The sequence below is a fragment of the Rodentibacter ratti genome, assembly GCF_002000485.1.
Lineage (GTDB): Bacteria > Pseudomonadota > Gammaproteobacteria > Enterobacterales > Pasteurellaceae > Rodentibacter > Rodentibacter ratti.
The window spans coordinates 19,977-35,967 of record NZ_MLAJ01000001.1; the positions used below are offsets into that span (position 1 = coordinate 19,977).

Below are 15,991 nucleotides of genomic sequence, written 5' to 3' on the forward strand. Positions count from 1 at the left end.
TGAAAATTCGTCTTATTAAAAGAAAAGACCTAAACCGAAGTTTAGGTCTTTTTCTATTTAATCCATTAATGGATAACTAAATAAAATTATTTAGTACCATTAACTGCGATTTCAACACGACGGTCTGGCGCTAAACAAGCGATAAGAGCTTTACGACCTTTAACCGCGTCACAAGTTGCACCAGTAACTGGGTTAGCTTCACCGTAACCAGTTGCAGTAATGTCTTGTGCTGCAACACCTTTAGCCACTAAGTAGTTAGCGACAGAGTCTGCACGACGTTGTGATAATTTTAAGTTTGCTGCATCTTTACCGATGCGGTCTGTATAACCTGCAACAGCTACTTTAGCACTATTTACTTGTGCGATTTCACCATAGATACCGTCTAAAGTTGCTTGTGCTTGTGGTTTTAAGTTTGCTTTACCGAAAGCGAAAGTAACATCAGAATTTAAGTTGAAAGTTTTGCTTACAACTTCAGGCGCAACAACCGGAGCACCTTGACCGAAACGGTAAGATAAACCAGCAGTTACAGAACCGATCCATGGAGTATAGTCTTTATCTTCTGCAATTTTGTTATCTTTACCAACAGAAGTTAACCATTGATATTCAACACGTAATGCTAATTCAGGTAATGAAGGTAATGCGTATTCAACACCAGCAGCAAATACTGGAGATACTTTTAAGCTGTGTGCACGAACACCATCCCAAGCGCTATCTGTAACACCTTTAGCATTTTTGTAGTCAGAACGCACTAACGCTGCACCAGCACGGCCATATAAATCTAAACCTTCTAAAGCTGACACTAAGCCACCTAAACCATAGCTACCTTTTAAGCTTAAGTGTGCACCGTGGTTAGTGTGTTTTGAAACAACTTTTTCGTTTTTAGAGAATTTAGCACGACCGAAATCATCGTAACCTAATTCTACTGCTAAACCTAAGTTGTCACGATTTAAAATTTGGTAACCACCGAAAACACCGTAAGTTACAGAATTACGGTTAACACCGAAACCATCTGTATGACCAACATATTTTGAGTCAAATTGTTTTAAACCATCATGGAAAGATGCCCAACCTGCTTTAGCACCAACATAGAAAGTGTTTTCTTGTGGAGCTGCTTGAGCTACTGAAGTTGCTGCTAAACCAGCTACTACTAATGCGATTGCAGTTTTTTTCATTTTGATGTCCTCTATTTAGTCATCGATTGATAAAAATAAGAAAAGTTTCCTTGTCTATCGTGAACTTTATAAATTAAGTAACACTCTAAACATTGCTTAACTAGGGTTTTGAATTTGCCCTATATCTATCCTTTTGACAAATTCAATTCCTTTGTATCGCCAAAGGAACGTTCAAAAGTGGGATTATTATCCTATAAAAAACTCAAAGATCAAACTTTTTTTACCCTTTTCGTCTACTTTTTGAACAATCAATACAAAAAATGAATGTTTGTTCACTAATAATTTACTCTATTTTACATTATTGTTTCGGTTTTCTTACTAAATCCCCCTGCAAAAATCGACATTCTTTTTGACATCATATATCATCAACCCCATTCTTTTTTCTATTTTGTGAATAATACTATGCTACCTCGTCTCTCTAACGCACCACAACTTGATGAAAGCATCCGACACTACCTTATAGAACTAAAAAAACAACATTTTGAAGGTGATATCGCAACAAATTATGCCGATCGCTTAAGCCTCGCCACTGACAATAGTGTGTATCAACAACTGCCGCAAGCCATTTTGTTCCCAAAAACAGTGGCAGATATTGTGCGTCTCACAAAACTGGCAAATCTGCCCGCATATCAAGCATTCACTTTTACACCACGTGGCGGCGGCACCGGAACGAACGGTCAATCTCTTAACCACAATATTATTGTTGATATGTCTCGCCATATGACGGCCATTTTAGAACTCAACGTAGAAGAACGCTGGGTTCGTGTGCAAGCAGGCGTGGTGAAAGATCAACTCAATCAATTTTTAAAACCTTACGGTTTATTCTTTGCTCCGGAGCTTTCCACCAGTAATCGTGCCACACTGGGCGGGATGATTAACACCGATGCCTCAGGACAAGGCTCACTGCAATACGGTAAAACCTCAAATCATGTCCTCGCATTACGCAGTGTTTTGATGAATGGTGAAATATTGGATACCAGTGCGGTCAAATCTCAGTCTATTTTCGATAATATTGATTCTCTTGGCTTAAATGAAACCGCCAAAACGCTCTACCAAACCATCGCACAACGTTGCAAAGAAAAACGCGAAAGTATCATTAACGATTTACCTCAACTTAATCGCTTTTTAACCGGCTATGATTTAAAAAATGTGTTCAATGAAGATGAAAGCGAATTTAATCTCACTCGTTTGCTTACCGGCTCTGAGGGCTCTCTTGCCTTTATTTGCGAAGCCAAATTGAATCTATTGCCTATTCCGCAGTACCGCACCCTCATTAATATAAAATATAGCTCTTTCGATGCAGCACTACGCAATGCGCCTTTTATGGTGAAAGCCAATGCCCTTTCAGTAGAAACCATTGATTCCAAAGTTTTAGACCTTGCTAAACAAGATATTATTTGGCACTCGGTCAGCGAGCTTTTAACCGAAGAAGAAAACCGCCCTATCCTAGGTTTAAATATTGTGGAATATGCCGGTAATAATCAGGAAAAAATTCACCGCCAAGTGACCGCACTTTGTCAGGCATTGGATGAAAAAATCGCCCAACAGCAGGATCACATTATTGGCTATCAAATTTGCCACGATCTCCCTTCTATCGAACGCATTTATGCGATGCGTAAAAAAGCCGTAGGTCTGCTAGGCAATGCCAAAGGGGCGGCGAAACCTATTCCTTTTGTGGAAGACACCTGTGTTCCACCGGAACATCTTGCCGATTACATCAGCGAATTTCGTGCTTTATTAGATCGTCACCATTTACAATACGGTATGTTCGGCCACGTGGATGCCGGCGTATTACACGTTCGCCCTGCGTTGGATTTGTGCGATAAAGAACAAGTCAAACTTTTCAAACAAATTTCAGATGAAGTGGCTGAACTCACTATCAAATATGGCGGTTTATTGTGGGGGGAACACGGTAAAGGTGTGCGTTCCCACTACGGCGAAAAATTCTTCACACCGGAACTTTGGAATGAACTCCGTTACATCAAATTTTTATTTGATCCCCATAATCGTCTAAACCCAGGAAAAATCTGCACGCCTTTAGGTTCTGAAGATGAACTCTACTCCATTTTGTCACCAATGCGGGCTGACTACGATCGCCAAATTCCGCTTCAAATACGGAATGAATTTAAAGGTGCAATGAATTGCAACGGTAATGGGCTTTGTTTTAATTTTGATGAACACAGCATTATGTGCCCTTCAATGAAAGTGAGTAAAAACCGTGTGTTTTCCCCGAAAGGGCGTGCTGCTATGGTGCGAGAATGGCTACGTTTATTAGCCAATGAAAACATCTCGCCGGAACAACTTGATTTTCAAAAAAATGACGTGAAATTGACCGCACTTGTCGCCAAAATCCGCCATAGTGTGCAAAAATGGCGGGGAGAATATGATTTTTCCCATGAAGTCAAAGCCGCAATGGATACCTGCCTTGCCTGCAAAGCCTGTGCCAGCCAATGTCCGATAAAAATTGATGTGCCGAGTTTCCGTGCAAAATTTTTCCATTTTTACCACAGTCGTTATTTGCGTCCGGTAAAAGATCATATCGTAGCAAATTTGGAACTTGCCGCCCCCTATATGGCGAAACAAGCCAAATTTTTCAATTACTTTACTCAATTAAAAACCACCCAAAGGCTAGTAAAAAAAACCATTGGCATGACAGATTTACCGCTACTTTCCACCCCAAATTTACAACAGCAGCTTGTGGAAATCGGCTATCAAGGCAAACCGCTAGAAGCCTTAGAACAGCTAAGTGCGGTGGAAAAAGAGAAAGTTTTACTGATCGTGCAAGATCCTTATACTTCTTATTACGATGCGAAAGTGGTGCGGGATTTTGTCGCATTGACACAAAAACTGGGCTTTAACCCAATTCTTCTCCCTTTCAAACCCAACGGCAAAGCGATGCATGTTAAAGGTTTTTTGAAACGTTTTGCCAAAACAGCAAAAAACCAAGCGGAATTTCTTAATCGTGTTGCCAAATTAAGTGTGCCGTTGGTTGGGGTAGATCCCGCCATTGTGCTTTCTTATCGTGATGAGTATAAAGAGGCGCTGCAGGCACAGCGAGGAGATTTCCATGTACTGACCGCCCATGAGTGGCTCAAAAACCAACTGGATTCAGGCGTATTAGAAAACTTGCCAAAAACCGACCGCACTTTTGATTGGCATTTATTTCCACATTGTACGGAATCCACATTTATGCCGAATAGTCCGAAAGAATGGCAGCAAATTTTTGAAAAATTCGGACAACAATTAACAGTCGAAAAAGTGGGCTGTTGCGGTATGGCAGGGGTATTTGGCCATGAGGTGCAAAACCAAACCATGAGCCGTGACATTTACGATATTTCATGGCGTAAAAAACTTCACGGAAAAGATCCGCACTTTTGTTTAGCAACCGGCTATTCTTGCCGTAGCCAAGTGAAACGTTATGAACAAGCGCAGCTAAAACATCCCGTTCAAGCGTTATTGGAAGTGATGAAATAGCATTCTTCTATATTTACTAATAAGGATAAAAATGATTTGGAAAAAAACCTTTACCCTCCCACAACTTAATGAAATGGGGAAAAACTGTGCCGTTGGTCATCTTGGCATTGAAATTTCTGCTTTCGGCGAAGATTGGCTGGAAGCCACAATGCCGGTGGATAATCGCACTACGCAGCCTTTCGGCCTATTACACGGTGGAGTTTCTGTTGCATTAGCGGAAACTGTAGGTTCTCTCGCCGGTTTTCTCTGCGTTGAGGAAGGAAAAGCCGTGGTAGGCTTAGATATTAATGCCAATCATCTTCGCCCGGTAAGAGAAGGTAAAGTCACAGCAAAGGCTATGCCTATCAATTTAAGTCGAAATACCCATGTTTGGCAAATTGACATCCGAAATGAACAGGATAAACTTTGCTGCGTTTCAAGATTAACGCTTTCTATTATAAATTTATGACAATAACAAAAAAAATTGGTGTAATTTTAGCCAATTTAGGCACCCCTGATGAACCCACCCCAACGGCAGTTTCCCGTTATTTATGGCCTTTTTTGACAGATCCTCGTGTCGTTGATTTACCCCGTTGGAAGTGGTGGCCTTTACTTAAATTCCTCATTCTTCCCCCTCGTTCTAAACGAGTTGCCAAAAATTATCAGGCGATTTGGACAGAACAAGGCTCACCACTACTTGCCATCACCACACAGCAGCAAGAAGCTTTACAAGCCTATTTATTAGCAAAAAATATCAATGCACAAGTCGAAATTGCCATGACATACGGCAACCCTTCTATGCAAAGTGCGGTGGAAAAATTGCTGGAAAATCAGGTTGAAAAAATTATTGTGTTACCGCTTTATCCACAATATTCCAGCACGACTACCGGTGCTTTATTGGATGTTTTTGCCAACGCACTCAAACACACTCGCAATATACCGCCTTTTGAGTTTATCCATTCCTATCATTTGGATAAACACTATATTGGTGCCTTAGTGCAATCTATCAAAGTGCGGTTAAAATCTGATGAGTTTTTATTGTTTTCCTATCATGGAATTCCATTGAGCTATGAAAACCAAGGTGATTATTATCGCCAACATTGTAAAGAAACCACTCTTGCCATTGTTGATAAACTCGGTTTAACAGAAAACCAATGGGGAATGACCTTTCAATCCCGTTTTGGACGTGAAGAATGGTTACAACCTTACACCGATGAATTTTTAGTTTCTGCAAGTGCGCAAGGTATCCGTAAAATTGCCGTGGTTTGCCCCGGTTTTTCGGTGGATTGTTTGGAAACCATTGAAGAAATTGATGAAGAAAACCGTGAGAACTTTCTCCACAACGGCGGAGAATCTTACCAATATATTCCCGCGCTGAATGCCGAACCGGCTCATATTGAAATGATGGGTAATTTAATTTTACAAAAACTGGCATAAAAAAAGCGTGGATTTCCCCACGCTTTTTTACTCACCCACCTCAACAAAAATGCCTTTTTCTTTATCTCTCGCTTTCAGCACGCCGATTTCATAAATATCAACGCCCGCTGTTTGTGCGATCGCCAGGATATCCTGCTCACTTTTCGGTTTAACCGCCACCAATAAACCACCGGAGGTTTGCGGATCACATAACACGGCTTTTTGATAATCCGTCAATGTGCCCACTTTATACCCGTAGCTTTCATAATTACGTGTCGTGCCACCCGGTACGCAACCCTCGGAAATATAGTTCGATACGCCCTCAAGGGTCGGAATTTTATCGAAAAACAACTCGGCATTGAGGTTTGAACCTTCACAGATTTCAAGTAAATGACCGAGTAAGCCAAAGCCCGTCACATCTGTCATGGCAGAGACCCCATCCACTTCGGAAAATTGGCTGCCGATAATATTCATTTGACACATTGCTGCCGTCGCCAATCCTTGATGTTCAGGTTTTAATTTACCTTTTTTCTCTGCAGTGGTGAGCACCCCAATGCCCAAAGGTTTGGTTAAATAGAGCTTACTCCCCGCCTCGGCCGAGGCGTTTCGTTTCACTTTTTCCGTATTGATCACCCCAGTGACTGCCAAACCAAAAATGGGTTCCGGTGCGTCAATGGAATGTCCGCCGGCAAGAGAAATCCCCGCTTGATGACAGGCGAATCGCCCACCATCCACAATTTTTTGTGCCACCTCTGCCGGTAATTTATTGATAGGGAAACCCAAAATTGCAATCGCCATAATCGGCTTTCCCCCCATCGCAAAAATATCGCTAATCGCATTGGTTGCTGCAATACGCCCAAAATCAAAAGGATCATCAACAATCGGCATGAAAAAGTCTGTGGTACTGATAATTGCAGTTCCATTTCCCAAATCGTACACTGCCGCATCATCTGCGGTGTCATTGCCCACCAACAAATGAGGATCGACAAAATTTTCGAGTTGTGTTTGTAAAATTGTCCCTAACACCTTAGGCGAAATTTTACAGCCTCAACCTGCGCCGTGACTGTATTGTGTTAAACGAACGTCATCCACCATACACTATCCCTTTTCCATAAATTTGAGCAGAATTATACCCTTTTTCAATGAAAAGTGCGGTCAAAAAATCAAATGTTTTTGTTATACTGCACCCCAAGCATGATTTAATCTTAATTTCAATGAAACACAAACGCCCCACCTTACAGGATATTGCCAATCACCTTGGTATCACCAAAATGACGGTAAGCCGTTATTTGCGTAACCCTAATTCTGTTGCACAAGAGACTCAAACCCGAATCGCTGAGGCCATTGAGCAATTTGGTTATATTCCTAACCGAGCCCCTGAAATACTCTCCAATGCCAAAAGCAAAGCGATTGGCGTGCTGCTTCCTTCCTTAACCAATCATGTTTTTGCCGATGTATTAAAAGGCATTGAGCTTATTCTGGATCAAGCCGGTTACCAAACGATGTTAGCGCATTACGGTTATAGCGTGAAAAAAGAAGAAGAACGGATTGAAAGTTTACTTTCTTATCATGTGGATGGGCTGATTTTATCGGAAAACTACCATTCCTTACGCACCCTCAAAATGATTGAGGTGGCAAATATTCCCGTTGTGGAAATTATGGATAGTACACAAACGGGCATTCAACAAGCCATCGGTTTCGATAACGTGGCGGCCGCTCAAACCATGGTGGAAACCATGATTACCAGGGGATATAAAAATATTGTGTATTTCACCGCGCGAATGGACAGAAGAACCCAACTGAAAATGCAAGGCTATGAACAGGCGATGAAAAAATACGGGCTTGAACCCTATAGTTTAATCACCGAAGAGCCTTCGTCTTTTACACTAGGTGGAAAACAGCTTCGTCAAATTCTTGAAAAACACCCCGACACCAACGGTATTTTCTGCACCAATGACGACTTGGCGATTGGTGCGCTATTTGAATGCCAGCGTTTGGGGATTGATGTACCTAAACAAATTGCCATTGCAGGATTTCACGGACATGATGTGGGCTTTTCCGTTAACCCTCAACTGGCAACCGTCATCACACCTCGTTTAGAAATCGGTAAAGTCGCTGCTCAAGAGCTCTTAGCAAGGTTGAACAGCGCCCCTTTAACCGAAACAACGATTGATCTGGGATTTAAAATCCATCTTGGTGAAAGTGTGTAAAAAATGCGATTAAAAATGACCGCACTTTTTTCATCAAAGCAGCGGCTTTAACGCCTGAATGCAACGCTCCACCACAGTTTCAAAACTGCCGTCAATATCAATATGAATCACATCCGGCTCGTCTTCTTGCGGCACTTCAAGGGTGTCAAACTGGCTTTTTAACATGTCCGTTTTCATATAATGCCCTTGGCGTTGTTTCATCCGCTCAAGCACCAAATCAAAAGAACCTTCCAAGAATAGGAATTTGACGTTCTCATTCCCCTCTCGAATCAAATCGCGGTATTGCTTTTTCAATGCCGAACAAACAATAATGCCCACTTCACTTTTACGTTCAAGACTAAATGCTGCATCACGAATCCGCTCCAGCCAAGGTGCGCGATCCTCATCATTCAAAGGTTGCCCTTCCCCCATTTTGATAATATTGGCACGGGGATGAAGATCATCACCATCAATTAATTTAATGCCTAAACGATGCGCCACTACAGTTCCAACGGATGTTTTTCCCGTACTTGAAACCCCCATCAAGATAAAACTTTTTCCTTTGCTCATAACTTACCTCACAAAATTTTCTTTAATCATATAAGAATTTTGCCGAATTGTTACTGGTAACATTCTGTTTTGTGATCAAGATCACAAATAAATTAGTCTAAAAAAACTAAACCTCTGGTTTTATAAAAATAACGTGATAAAGATCACAATTTTAAAAACTTATTATTTACCAAACTAAGAATTACAGGTATGTTACGGGTAACAATCCATTTGGAGGGATCTTTATGCTTATCGTAATCATGATTACAGCAATTTTATTGCTGCTTTTACTTATTATTAAATTTAAAGTCCACGCATTTGTGGCATTAATTATTGTCAGTTTACTTACCGCACTTGCTTCCGGTATTCCGGTCGAAAAAATTTTACCAACCCTGCTTGGTGGGTTTGGTAACACTCTCGCCTCTGTGGCTCTCCTTGTCGGGTTAGGTGCAATGATCGGGCGTCTACTAGAAATTACCGGTGGGGCTAAGGTACTTGCGGATACGTTGATTAACAAATTTGGCGAGAAAAAAGCTCCATTTGCATTAGGTATAGCCTCACTGTTATTCGGTTTCCCTATTTTCTTCGATGCCGGTTTAGTCGTGATGTTACCTATCGTGTTTAGTGTGGCAAAACGTTTTGGCGGTTCGGTATTACGCTATGCTTTCCCTGCAGCTGGGGCATTTGCCGTGATGCACGCTTTCCTGCCTCCTCATCCTGGTCCTGTTGCTTCCGGTGATCTACTTGGTGTCAACATTGGGTTATTAGTTATTGTCGGTTTAATTTGCGCTATTCCAACTTGGTACATTGGGACTTATTTATTTAGTATGTTTATCAGTAAAAAAGTCCATGTCGATTTACCAAAAGCGTTCCTAAACGCAGTAGCAATTAGCGACACTTCCGTGCAAAATCCACCAAGTTTTGCCCGTGTGATGACCGTTTTATTGCTCCCAATTATTCTTATTTTATTTGACACGGGTTTGAATACGTTAAGCGTGGCAAAAGTCATCGATGGTTCACAAACTTGGGTGCAATCGCTCCGTTTAATCGGTAAAACACCGATTGCATTATTAATCACATTGATCGTGGCAATTTTATTGCTTAAAGATCAACGCAGTTACGAACAAATCGAAAAAATCTGTGACAACGCGCTTGGCCCAATCTGTTCAATCGTCTTAGTGACCGGTGCAGGTGGAATGTTTGGCGGCGTGCTACGTGCTAGTGGTATTGGCGATGTATTATCCGCTATGCTATCGGATACCGGTATGCCAATCATCGTTGCGGCTTTCGTTATTGCAATGGTCATGCGTGTTGCACAAGGTTCTGCTACCGTTGCACTTACTACAGCTGCTGCTCTAATTTCGCCAACAGTCGCTGCCGCTACCGATTTAAGCCAATTCGATCTCTGCTTTATTGTGATTGCTATTGCTTCCGGTGCAACTGTCCTATCTCATGTAAACGACTCTGGCTTCTGGCTAATGAGCCGTTTCCTAGAGATGGATACCAAAACCACATTAAAAACTTGGACATTACTTGAAACCTCAATTGGTGTAGTGGGATTTATCATCGCCCTTATCGGCAGTATCATTCTTTAATTTAAAACGTGGTCGATTTGTAAAACATTTCTAAAATTGACCGCACTTTGTTAAAATCAGCCATTATTTTTCCGAACAAGGACGAACAATGGCTGATTTTCCGTTTACTGTTGAAGTGAATGAACAAAATCTTACTGAGATTCTTCAACAATCTCTTGAAAAACCACTTGTGATGAACTTCTATGCACCGAGTCATAAAGAATCTGCCGATTTTTTAGTGTTGTTGGAGCGAGTCGCAGAGCAATATCAAGGGCAATTTATACTCGGCAAAGTGAATTGTGAAAGTGAACAAATGATTGCCGCACAATTTCGGATTCAAGCCTTGCCAACCACTTATTTATTCAAAGAAGCACAAGCATTGGACGCTTTTCCCGGCGTATTAGATCAAGCCTCGCTTTTACAACGTTTAAGTGTGATTTTACCCAAAGAGGAAGAGCTTAAATTTCATCAAGCCTTAGATTTCTTACAGGTAGAAAATTATGATGCCGCATTGCCGCTATTAAAAGAGGCATGGGAGCTTTCCGATAAGAAAAACAGCGATATTGCCCTACTCTATGCGGAAACCTATATTGCGATGAAAAAAACCGAACCAGCAAAAGAGATTTTAGATCAGATTCCGTTGCAAGATCGGGATAGTCGTTGGCAGGGATTACAAGCCCAAGTTGAATTGTTAATTCAAGCAGCAGACACGCCGGAAATTCAGCAATTAACAGCGGATTATGCGAAGAATCCAACGCCGGACATTGCCATTAAACTTGCCGTACAATTACATCAAGCGGGCAGAGATGAAGAAGCGCTTAGCCTTCTTTTTGATCTTTTAAAAGCGGATTTAAACACCCAAAATGGCGAAGTAAAACAACAATTTTTATCTATTTTAAGTGCAATGGGGAATACGGATCCGCTCACCAATAAATTCCGTCGGTTACTTTACTCTCTGCTCTATTAAATACAGTATTATATCGCTGTGACAAAAACTTGATTTTAGGTTTATTTATAGGGGCACACTATGTGTGTCGCTTATAAAATCAAATTATTTCAATATATTAAGAAAGGATACTTTATGTCAGATACCAAACACGCCAAACTGTTAATTTTAGGTTCCGGCCCTGCCGGTTATACTGCGGCAATTTATGCCGCTCGTGCCAATTTAAACCCGGTGTTAGTCACCGGTTTACAACAAGGCGGTCAGCTCACCACCACCGATGAAATCGAAAACTGGCCGGGAGATTTTGGTGAAACCACAGGCTCCGGTTTAATGCAACGTATGTTGCAACACGCAGAAAAATTCGATACGGAAATTGTGTTCGATCATATTAACCGCGTGGATTTAGCCTCTCGTCCGTTCAAACTTTATGGTGATGTACAAAATTTCACCTGTGATGCGTTAATTATCGCCACCGGTGCGTCAGCTCGCTATTTAGGTCTGCCTTCTGAAGAACATTATAAAGGTCGTGGTGTTTCCGCCTGTGCCACCTGTGATGGTTTTTTCTATCGTAACAAACCCGTTGCCGTGATTGGCGGTGGCAACACAGCAGTAGAAGAAGCGCTCTACTTAGCCAATATTTCAAGTTGTGTTCACTTAATCCACCGTCGTGATACCTTCCGTGCGGAAAAAATCTTAATCGACCGCTTATACAAAAAAGTGGAAGAAGGAAAAATCGTACTCCATACCGACCGCACTTTAGACGAAGTATTGGGCGACAATATGGGGGTGACCGGCTTACGCTTACAAAATACCAAAGACGGTACAAAAGAAGATCTCAATATTGACGGTTTATTCGTGGCAATCGGCCATTCGCCGAATACGGAAATCTTCCAAGGTCAGCTTGAATTAAACAATGGCTACATTGTGGTAAAATCCGGTCTTGAAGGTAATGCGACCGCCACCTCGGTGGAAGGCGTGTTTGCTGCCGGTGATGTGATGGATCATAACTATCGCCAAGCCATTACTTCTGCCGGTACAGGTTGTATGGCGGCACTGGATGCCGAACGTTATCTGGATTCGCAAAAATAAATCCTAAGCTGTGCTAAGTAAGATTTAGCACAGCGGCAACTCATCATTGTGCGTGGCTTGCTCACAGCCCCACGCACAAATCGACCTTCCCCGACTTGGGACGAATAAAAACCTATGGATAAACTTCGCCAAAAATATTTACAAAAATGGCTACGCACCCAACAAGAACCTATTAAAAAATTGATGCGAGCCAATATTGCTCTTGCGACCGTTTCATCGCTCATTTTAGTGATACAAACCTATTTTCTTGCGCTCCTACTTGATAAGCTCATTATGCAAAATGTGCCGTCGGGTGAGCTTATCCCTTATTTTATTGGCTTAATTTTCTGCTTTTCCTTGCGAGCGATCATTTTGTGGGGAAGAGAAAAAATAGGTTTTGAAAGTGGCCGCCAATTACGGTGCCATATTCGTCAAAAAATTCTGGATAAAATCCACCTTGTCGGTCCTGCCACCATTAATCAAAAACCGGCGGGCAGCTGGGCAAGTATTATGTTGGAACAAGTGGAAAATTTGCACAATTTCTACGCCCGTTTTCTACCGCAACAAAGTCTTTCTGTGATCCTTCCCATTGTCATTTTAATTGCGGTATTTCCACTCAACTGGGCTGCCGGTTTAATTTTAATGCTCACCGCCCCACTGGTACCGGCTTTTATGATTTTGGTAGGGATTGCGGCGGCGGATAGTAATCAAAAAAATATGGCGACTCTCGCCCGTTTAAGTGCACAGTTTTTAGATCGCCTACGTGGACTTGAAACCTTGCGCCTTTTTAACCGCACTTTAGAACAAACCGAGCATATCAAAAACACCACGGAAGATTTTCGTGCAACCACCATGGATGTGCTTAAAATCGCCTTTTTATCTTCCGCAGTACTCGAGTTTTTCACCTCGATTTCTATTGCCCTGATGGCAGTTTATTTCGGCTTTAGCTATCTCGGGCAAATTGAATTTGGCACTTACAGTACCTCGCTCACCCTCTTTACCGGTTTTTTCTGTTTGATTCTGGCACCTGAGTTTTATCAACCCCTTCGTGATCTCGGCACTTACTATCACGACCGAGCCGCCGGTATCGGTGCTGCCGACGCTATTGTAGATTTTTTAGAAACAGACTACCTTATTACTCATCAACAGGATAAGAATATTCCCACAGAAAGTGCGGTGGAAATTCGAGCTGAAAATGTCGTGGTGCTTTCTACTCAAGGCACACCGCTGACAAAACCGCTCAGCTTCCATATTCCCCCTAATCATAATGTCGCCTTGGTGGGGCAAAGCGGTGCGGGCAAAAGCTCTTTAATGAATGTCATCCTCGGTTTTCTTCCTTATGAGGGTTCATTAAAAATTAACGGACAAGAACTGCGTGAAAGCAATCTGACAAAATGGCGTAAGCAAATTGCTTGGGTGGGGCAAAACCCTTTATTGCTACAAGGTACAATCAAAGAGAATCTGTTACTTGGCGATATTCAAGCAAACGATGAAGAAATTGACCGCTCTTTAACCTTGGCACAAGCCAAAACATTTACGGACAAACTCGGCTTAGATTATGAAATCAAAGACGGGGGATTGGGGATTTCTGTGGGACAAGCACAACGTCTTGCCATTACACGGGCATTATTACGCAAAGGCAAATTGCTTCTCCTTGATGAACCCACTGCAAGCCTTGATGCTCAATCGGAAAACTTAGTTTTACAAGCGTTAAACGACATCAGTTGCTATCAAACCACATTGATGATTACCCATCGTATTGAAGATCTCAAACAATGCGATCAAATTTTTGTGATGCAACAAGGTGATATTTTGCAACAAGGCGACTTTTCACAGCTCAAAGCCCACGGCTTTTTTGCCGAATTACTCGCACAACGACAAGAGGATATTCAATAATGCGTGCATTACTGCCTTTTATACGTTTATTTGCATTCGCTAAATTGCCCTTAATTTTAGGTTTAATTTTGATGATTTTAGGGCTCGCCTCCAGTATGGGTTTGCTCACGCTTTCAGGCTGGTTCTTGGCGGCTACCGCTATTGCGGGGCTCGGTACGCTGTTTAACTTTTTTTATCCTTCCGCCAGCGTGCGGGGGTTAGCCATCGGACGCACCGTCACCCGTTATTTTGAAAAACTTGTCACACATGATGCCACTTTCCGTGTTCTGGCAAATTTACGTGTACAGGTCTTTGAAAAAATCATTCCCTTAAGCCCTGCGGTGCTGAACCGTTATCGCAACAGCGAGTTATTAAATCGCCTAGTGTCGGATGTGGATACACTCGACAGTCTTTATTTACGCCTACTTGCGCCTTTTTTCAGTGCGGCATTTGTGATTATAGTGATGACGATTGGTTTAAGCTTTATTCATGCCCCCCTTGCATTAGGGTTAGGCATCGTTTTGCTGATATTATTAGTACTTATTCCAGCTATTTTCTATCGCTTAGGTCAACAATTCGGCAAACCTTTAGTACAAGCCCGAGCCACATATCGCACACAATTCTTAGAATTTATCCAAGCCCAAGCGGAGCTTTTACTGTTTAACGCCGAAAATCAAATCAAAGCGAAAATGGCAAGCACAGAAAAACATTGGCAAGCCACCCAAGAAAAAGAAGCAAAATTAGGCGGATTTTCCACCGCACTTGCCCTCTTTCTCAATGGCTTGCTCATTTGTGCTATGCTATGGTTCGGTAGCCAAGCGGATTTTGGGGTGGACGAATATCGTACGGCTTTTATTGCTTTATTCACCTTTGCCGCCCTTGCCGCCTTTGAAATTATTATGCCTTTAGGTGCCGCTTTTTTACATATCGGACAGGTGATAGCAGCGGCTGAACGGGTGACAGAGATTATTGAACAAAAACCACTTGTTGAATTTCACGGTGAGGAAAAATTTGAGCCACAAGTGCGGTTAATTTCAGCCAAGAATTTAAGCTTTACCTATCCTGAAAGCGAAAATCTTGCGTTGGATAACCTCACACTTGATTTGGAACAAGGACAAAAAATTGCGATTCTTGGCAAAACCGGCAGTGGTAAATCCACATTACTTCAATTATTGGTTCGCAACTATGATCCCAACCAAGGCGAACTTTTGCTTGCAAATAAACCAATTTCCGGTTACGCCGAGCAAACCCTGCGTGAGCAATTTTGTTTTCTCACCCAACGGGTACACGTATTCAGCGATAGTTTGCGTCAAAATTTACAGTTTGCCAGCCACGACAAAATTTCCGACGAAAAAATGATCGAGGTACTCAATCAAGTGGGATTAGGCAAATTATTAACCCAACCGGAGGGATTGGATCTTTGGTTGGGTGACGGAGGCCGCCCCCTTTCCGGTGGTGAACAACGTCGTTTAGGCATTGCCCGAATTTTATTAAATCATGCCCCGATTTTATTACTCGATGAACCAACAGAAGGGCTTGATCGTGAAACCGAACGTCAAATTTTACGCTTAATTTTACAGCATACGGAAAATAAAACCCTGATTATGGTGACCCATCGTCTAACCGCACTTGAGCAATTTGACAAAATTTGTGTAATTGATGAGGGCAAACTCATTGAGCAGGGCGATTACGAAAGTTTAATCAAAAAAGAAGAGGGATTTTTCAAACGATTAGTCGAACGTGTCTAGA

The 15,991-nt window shown here is 42.0% G+C and carries 12 protein-coding genes; 9 read left to right on the plus strand and 3 right to left on the minus strand.

Translation table 11 applies throughout. The features are described 5' to 3' along the window. Window positions 1–86: 86 nt before the first annotated feature. On the minus strand, window positions 87–1,172 hold the full coding sequence (ompA, locus tag BKG94_RS00110; protein ID WP_077433026.1) for a porin OmpA: 1,086 nt from the start codon (window positions 1,170–1,172) through the stop codon (window positions 87–89). Window positions 1,173–1,574: 402 nt separating this feature from the next. On the opposite strand from ompA, the gene ydiJ reads away from it, so the two are divergent. From ydiJ to hemH, 3 genes are read left to right on the plus strand one after another with little or no spacing between them, the layout of a single operon-like run. Further along, window positions 1,575–4,646 (plus strand): D-2-hydroxyglutarate dehydrogenase YdiJ, encoded by a 3,072-nt coding sequence (gene ydiJ / locus BKG94_RS00115; RefSeq protein WP_077433028.1) that lies wholly within the window; start codon window positions 1,575–1,577, stop codon window positions 4,644–4,646. Window positions 4,647–4,677: 31 nt separating this feature from the next. Beyond that, complete coding sequence (locus tag BKG94_RS00120) at window positions 4,678–5,094, plus strand: hotdog fold thioesterase (RefSeq protein WP_077433030.1); 417 nt, start codon at window positions 4,678–4,680, stop codon at window positions 5,092–5,094. Continuing rightward, window positions 5,091–6,062, plus strand: coding sequence for a ferrochelatase (hemH, locus tag BKG94_RS00125; RefSeq protein ID WP_077433032.1), 972 nt, complete (start codon window positions 5,091–5,093; stop codon window positions 6,060–6,062). Before BKG94_RS00120 ends, hemH begins: the two co-directional genes overlap by 4 nt. Window positions 6,063–6,089: 27 nt before the next feature. On the opposite strand, the gene selD is transcribed toward hemH, so the two are convergent. Then, window positions 6,090–7,136 (minus strand): selenide, water dikinase SelD, encoded by a 1,047-nt coding sequence (gene selD, locus BKG94_RS00130; protein WP_083730703.1) that lies wholly within the window; start codon window positions 7,134–7,136, stop codon window positions 6,090–6,092. A gap of 119 nt (window positions 7,137–7,255) precedes the next feature. Between selD and gntR the strand changes: the two genes are divergently transcribed. After that, window positions 7,256–8,251 carry a gluconate operon transcriptional repressor GntR gene (gene gntR / locus BKG94_RS00135; RefSeq protein ID WP_077433273.1) on the plus strand — a complete coding sequence of 332 codons (996 nt, stop codon included), beginning with the start codon at window positions 7,256–7,258 and terminating at the stop codon, window positions 8,249–8,251. A gap of 33 nt (window positions 8,252–8,284) precedes the next feature. On the opposite strand, the gene BKG94_RS00140 is transcribed toward gntR, so the two are convergent. Then, window positions 8,285–8,800: a gluconokinase gene (locus BKG94_RS00140; protein ID WP_077433036.1), complete on the minus strand. Its 516-nt coding sequence runs from the start codon at window positions 8,798–8,800 to the stop codon at window positions 8,285–8,287. Window positions 8,801–9,024: 224 nt separating this feature from the next. On the opposite strand from BKG94_RS00140, the gene BKG94_RS00145 reads away from it, so the two are divergent. The 5 genes from BKG94_RS00145 to cydC all read left to right on the plus strand — a co-directional run bounded on the left by BKG94_RS00145 (window position 9,025) and on the right by cydC (window position 15,990). After that, the gene (locus BKG94_RS00145; protein ID WP_077433038.1) at window positions 9,025–10,374 is read left to right on the plus strand and encodes a GntP family permease; all 1,350 of its coding nucleotides are present in this window, start codon (window positions 9,025–9,027) and stop codon (window positions 10,372–10,374) included. Window positions 10,375–10,462: 88 nt separating this feature from the next. Next, complete coding sequence (locus BKG94_RS00150) at window positions 10,463–11,320, plus strand: co-chaperone YbbN (protein WP_077433040.1); 858 nt, start codon at window positions 10,463–10,465, stop codon at window positions 11,318–11,320. A 114-nt stretch (window positions 11,321–11,434) separates the two neighbouring features. Then, entirely contained in the window at window positions 11,435–12,388 is a 954-nt protein-coding gene (gene trxB / locus BKG94_RS00155; RefSeq protein ID WP_077433042.1) for a thioredoxin-disulfide reductase, read from the plus strand. Window positions 12,389–12,502: 114 nt separating this feature from the next. Beyond that, on the plus strand, window positions 12,503–14,263 hold the full coding sequence (cydD, locus tag BKG94_RS00160; protein WP_077433044.1) for a heme ABC transporter permease/ATP-binding protein CydD: 1,761 nt from the start codon (window positions 12,503–12,505) through the stop codon (window positions 14,261–14,263). After that, the gene (gene cydC / locus BKG94_RS00165) at window positions 14,263–15,990 is read left to right on the plus strand and encodes a heme ABC transporter ATP-binding protein/permease CydC (RefSeq protein WP_077433046.1); all 1,728 of its coding nucleotides are present in this window, start codon (window positions 14,263–14,265) and stop codon (window positions 15,988–15,990) included. Before cydD ends, cydC begins: the two co-directional genes overlap by 1 nt. The last annotated feature ends 1 nt before the right edge of the window (window position 15,991 follow it).

Excerpts from the sequence above, each read along its gene's own strand:
- gntR (WP_077433273.1), top strand. The coding sequence starts at position 7,256 with ATGAAACACAAACGCCCCACCTTACAGGATATTGCCAATCACCTTGGT.
- BKG94_RS00145 (WP_077433038.1), top strand. The coding sequence starts at position 9,025 with ATGCTTATCGTAATCATGATTACAGCAATTTTATTGCTGCTTTTACTT.
- cydC (WP_077433046.1), top strand. The coding sequence starts at position 14,263 with ATGCGTGCATTACTGCCTTTTATACGTTTATTTGCATTCGCTAAATTG.
- BKG94_RS00120 (WP_077433030.1), top strand. The coding sequence starts at position 4,678 with ATGATTTGGAAAAAAACCTTTACCCTCCCACAACTTAATGAAATGGGG.
- BKG94_RS00150 (WP_077433040.1), top strand. The coding sequence starts at position 10,463 with ATGGCTGATTTTCCGTTTACTGTTGAAGTGAATGAACAAAATCTTACT.
- BKG94_RS00140 (WP_077433036.1), bottom strand. The coding sequence starts at position 8,800 with ATGAGCAAAGGAAAAAGTTTTATCTTGATGGGGGTTTCAAGTACGGGA.
- ydiJ (WP_077433028.1), top strand. The coding sequence starts at position 1,575 with ATGCTACCTCGTCTCTCTAACGCACCACAACTTGATGAAAGCATCCGA.
- ompA (WP_077433026.1), bottom strand. The coding sequence starts at position 1,172 with ATGAAAAAAACTGCAATCGCATTAGTAGTAGCTGGTTTAGCAGCAACT.
- trxB (WP_077433042.1), top strand. The coding sequence starts at position 11,435 with ATGTCAGATACCAAACACGCCAAACTGTTAATTTTAGGTTCCGGCCCT.
- hemH (WP_077433032.1), top strand. The coding sequence starts at position 5,091 with ATGACAATAACAAAAAAAATTGGTGTAATTTTAGCCAATTTAGGCACC.
- cydD (WP_077433044.1), top strand. The coding sequence starts at position 12,503 with ATGGATAAACTTCGCCAAAAATATTTACAAAAATGGCTACGCACCCAA.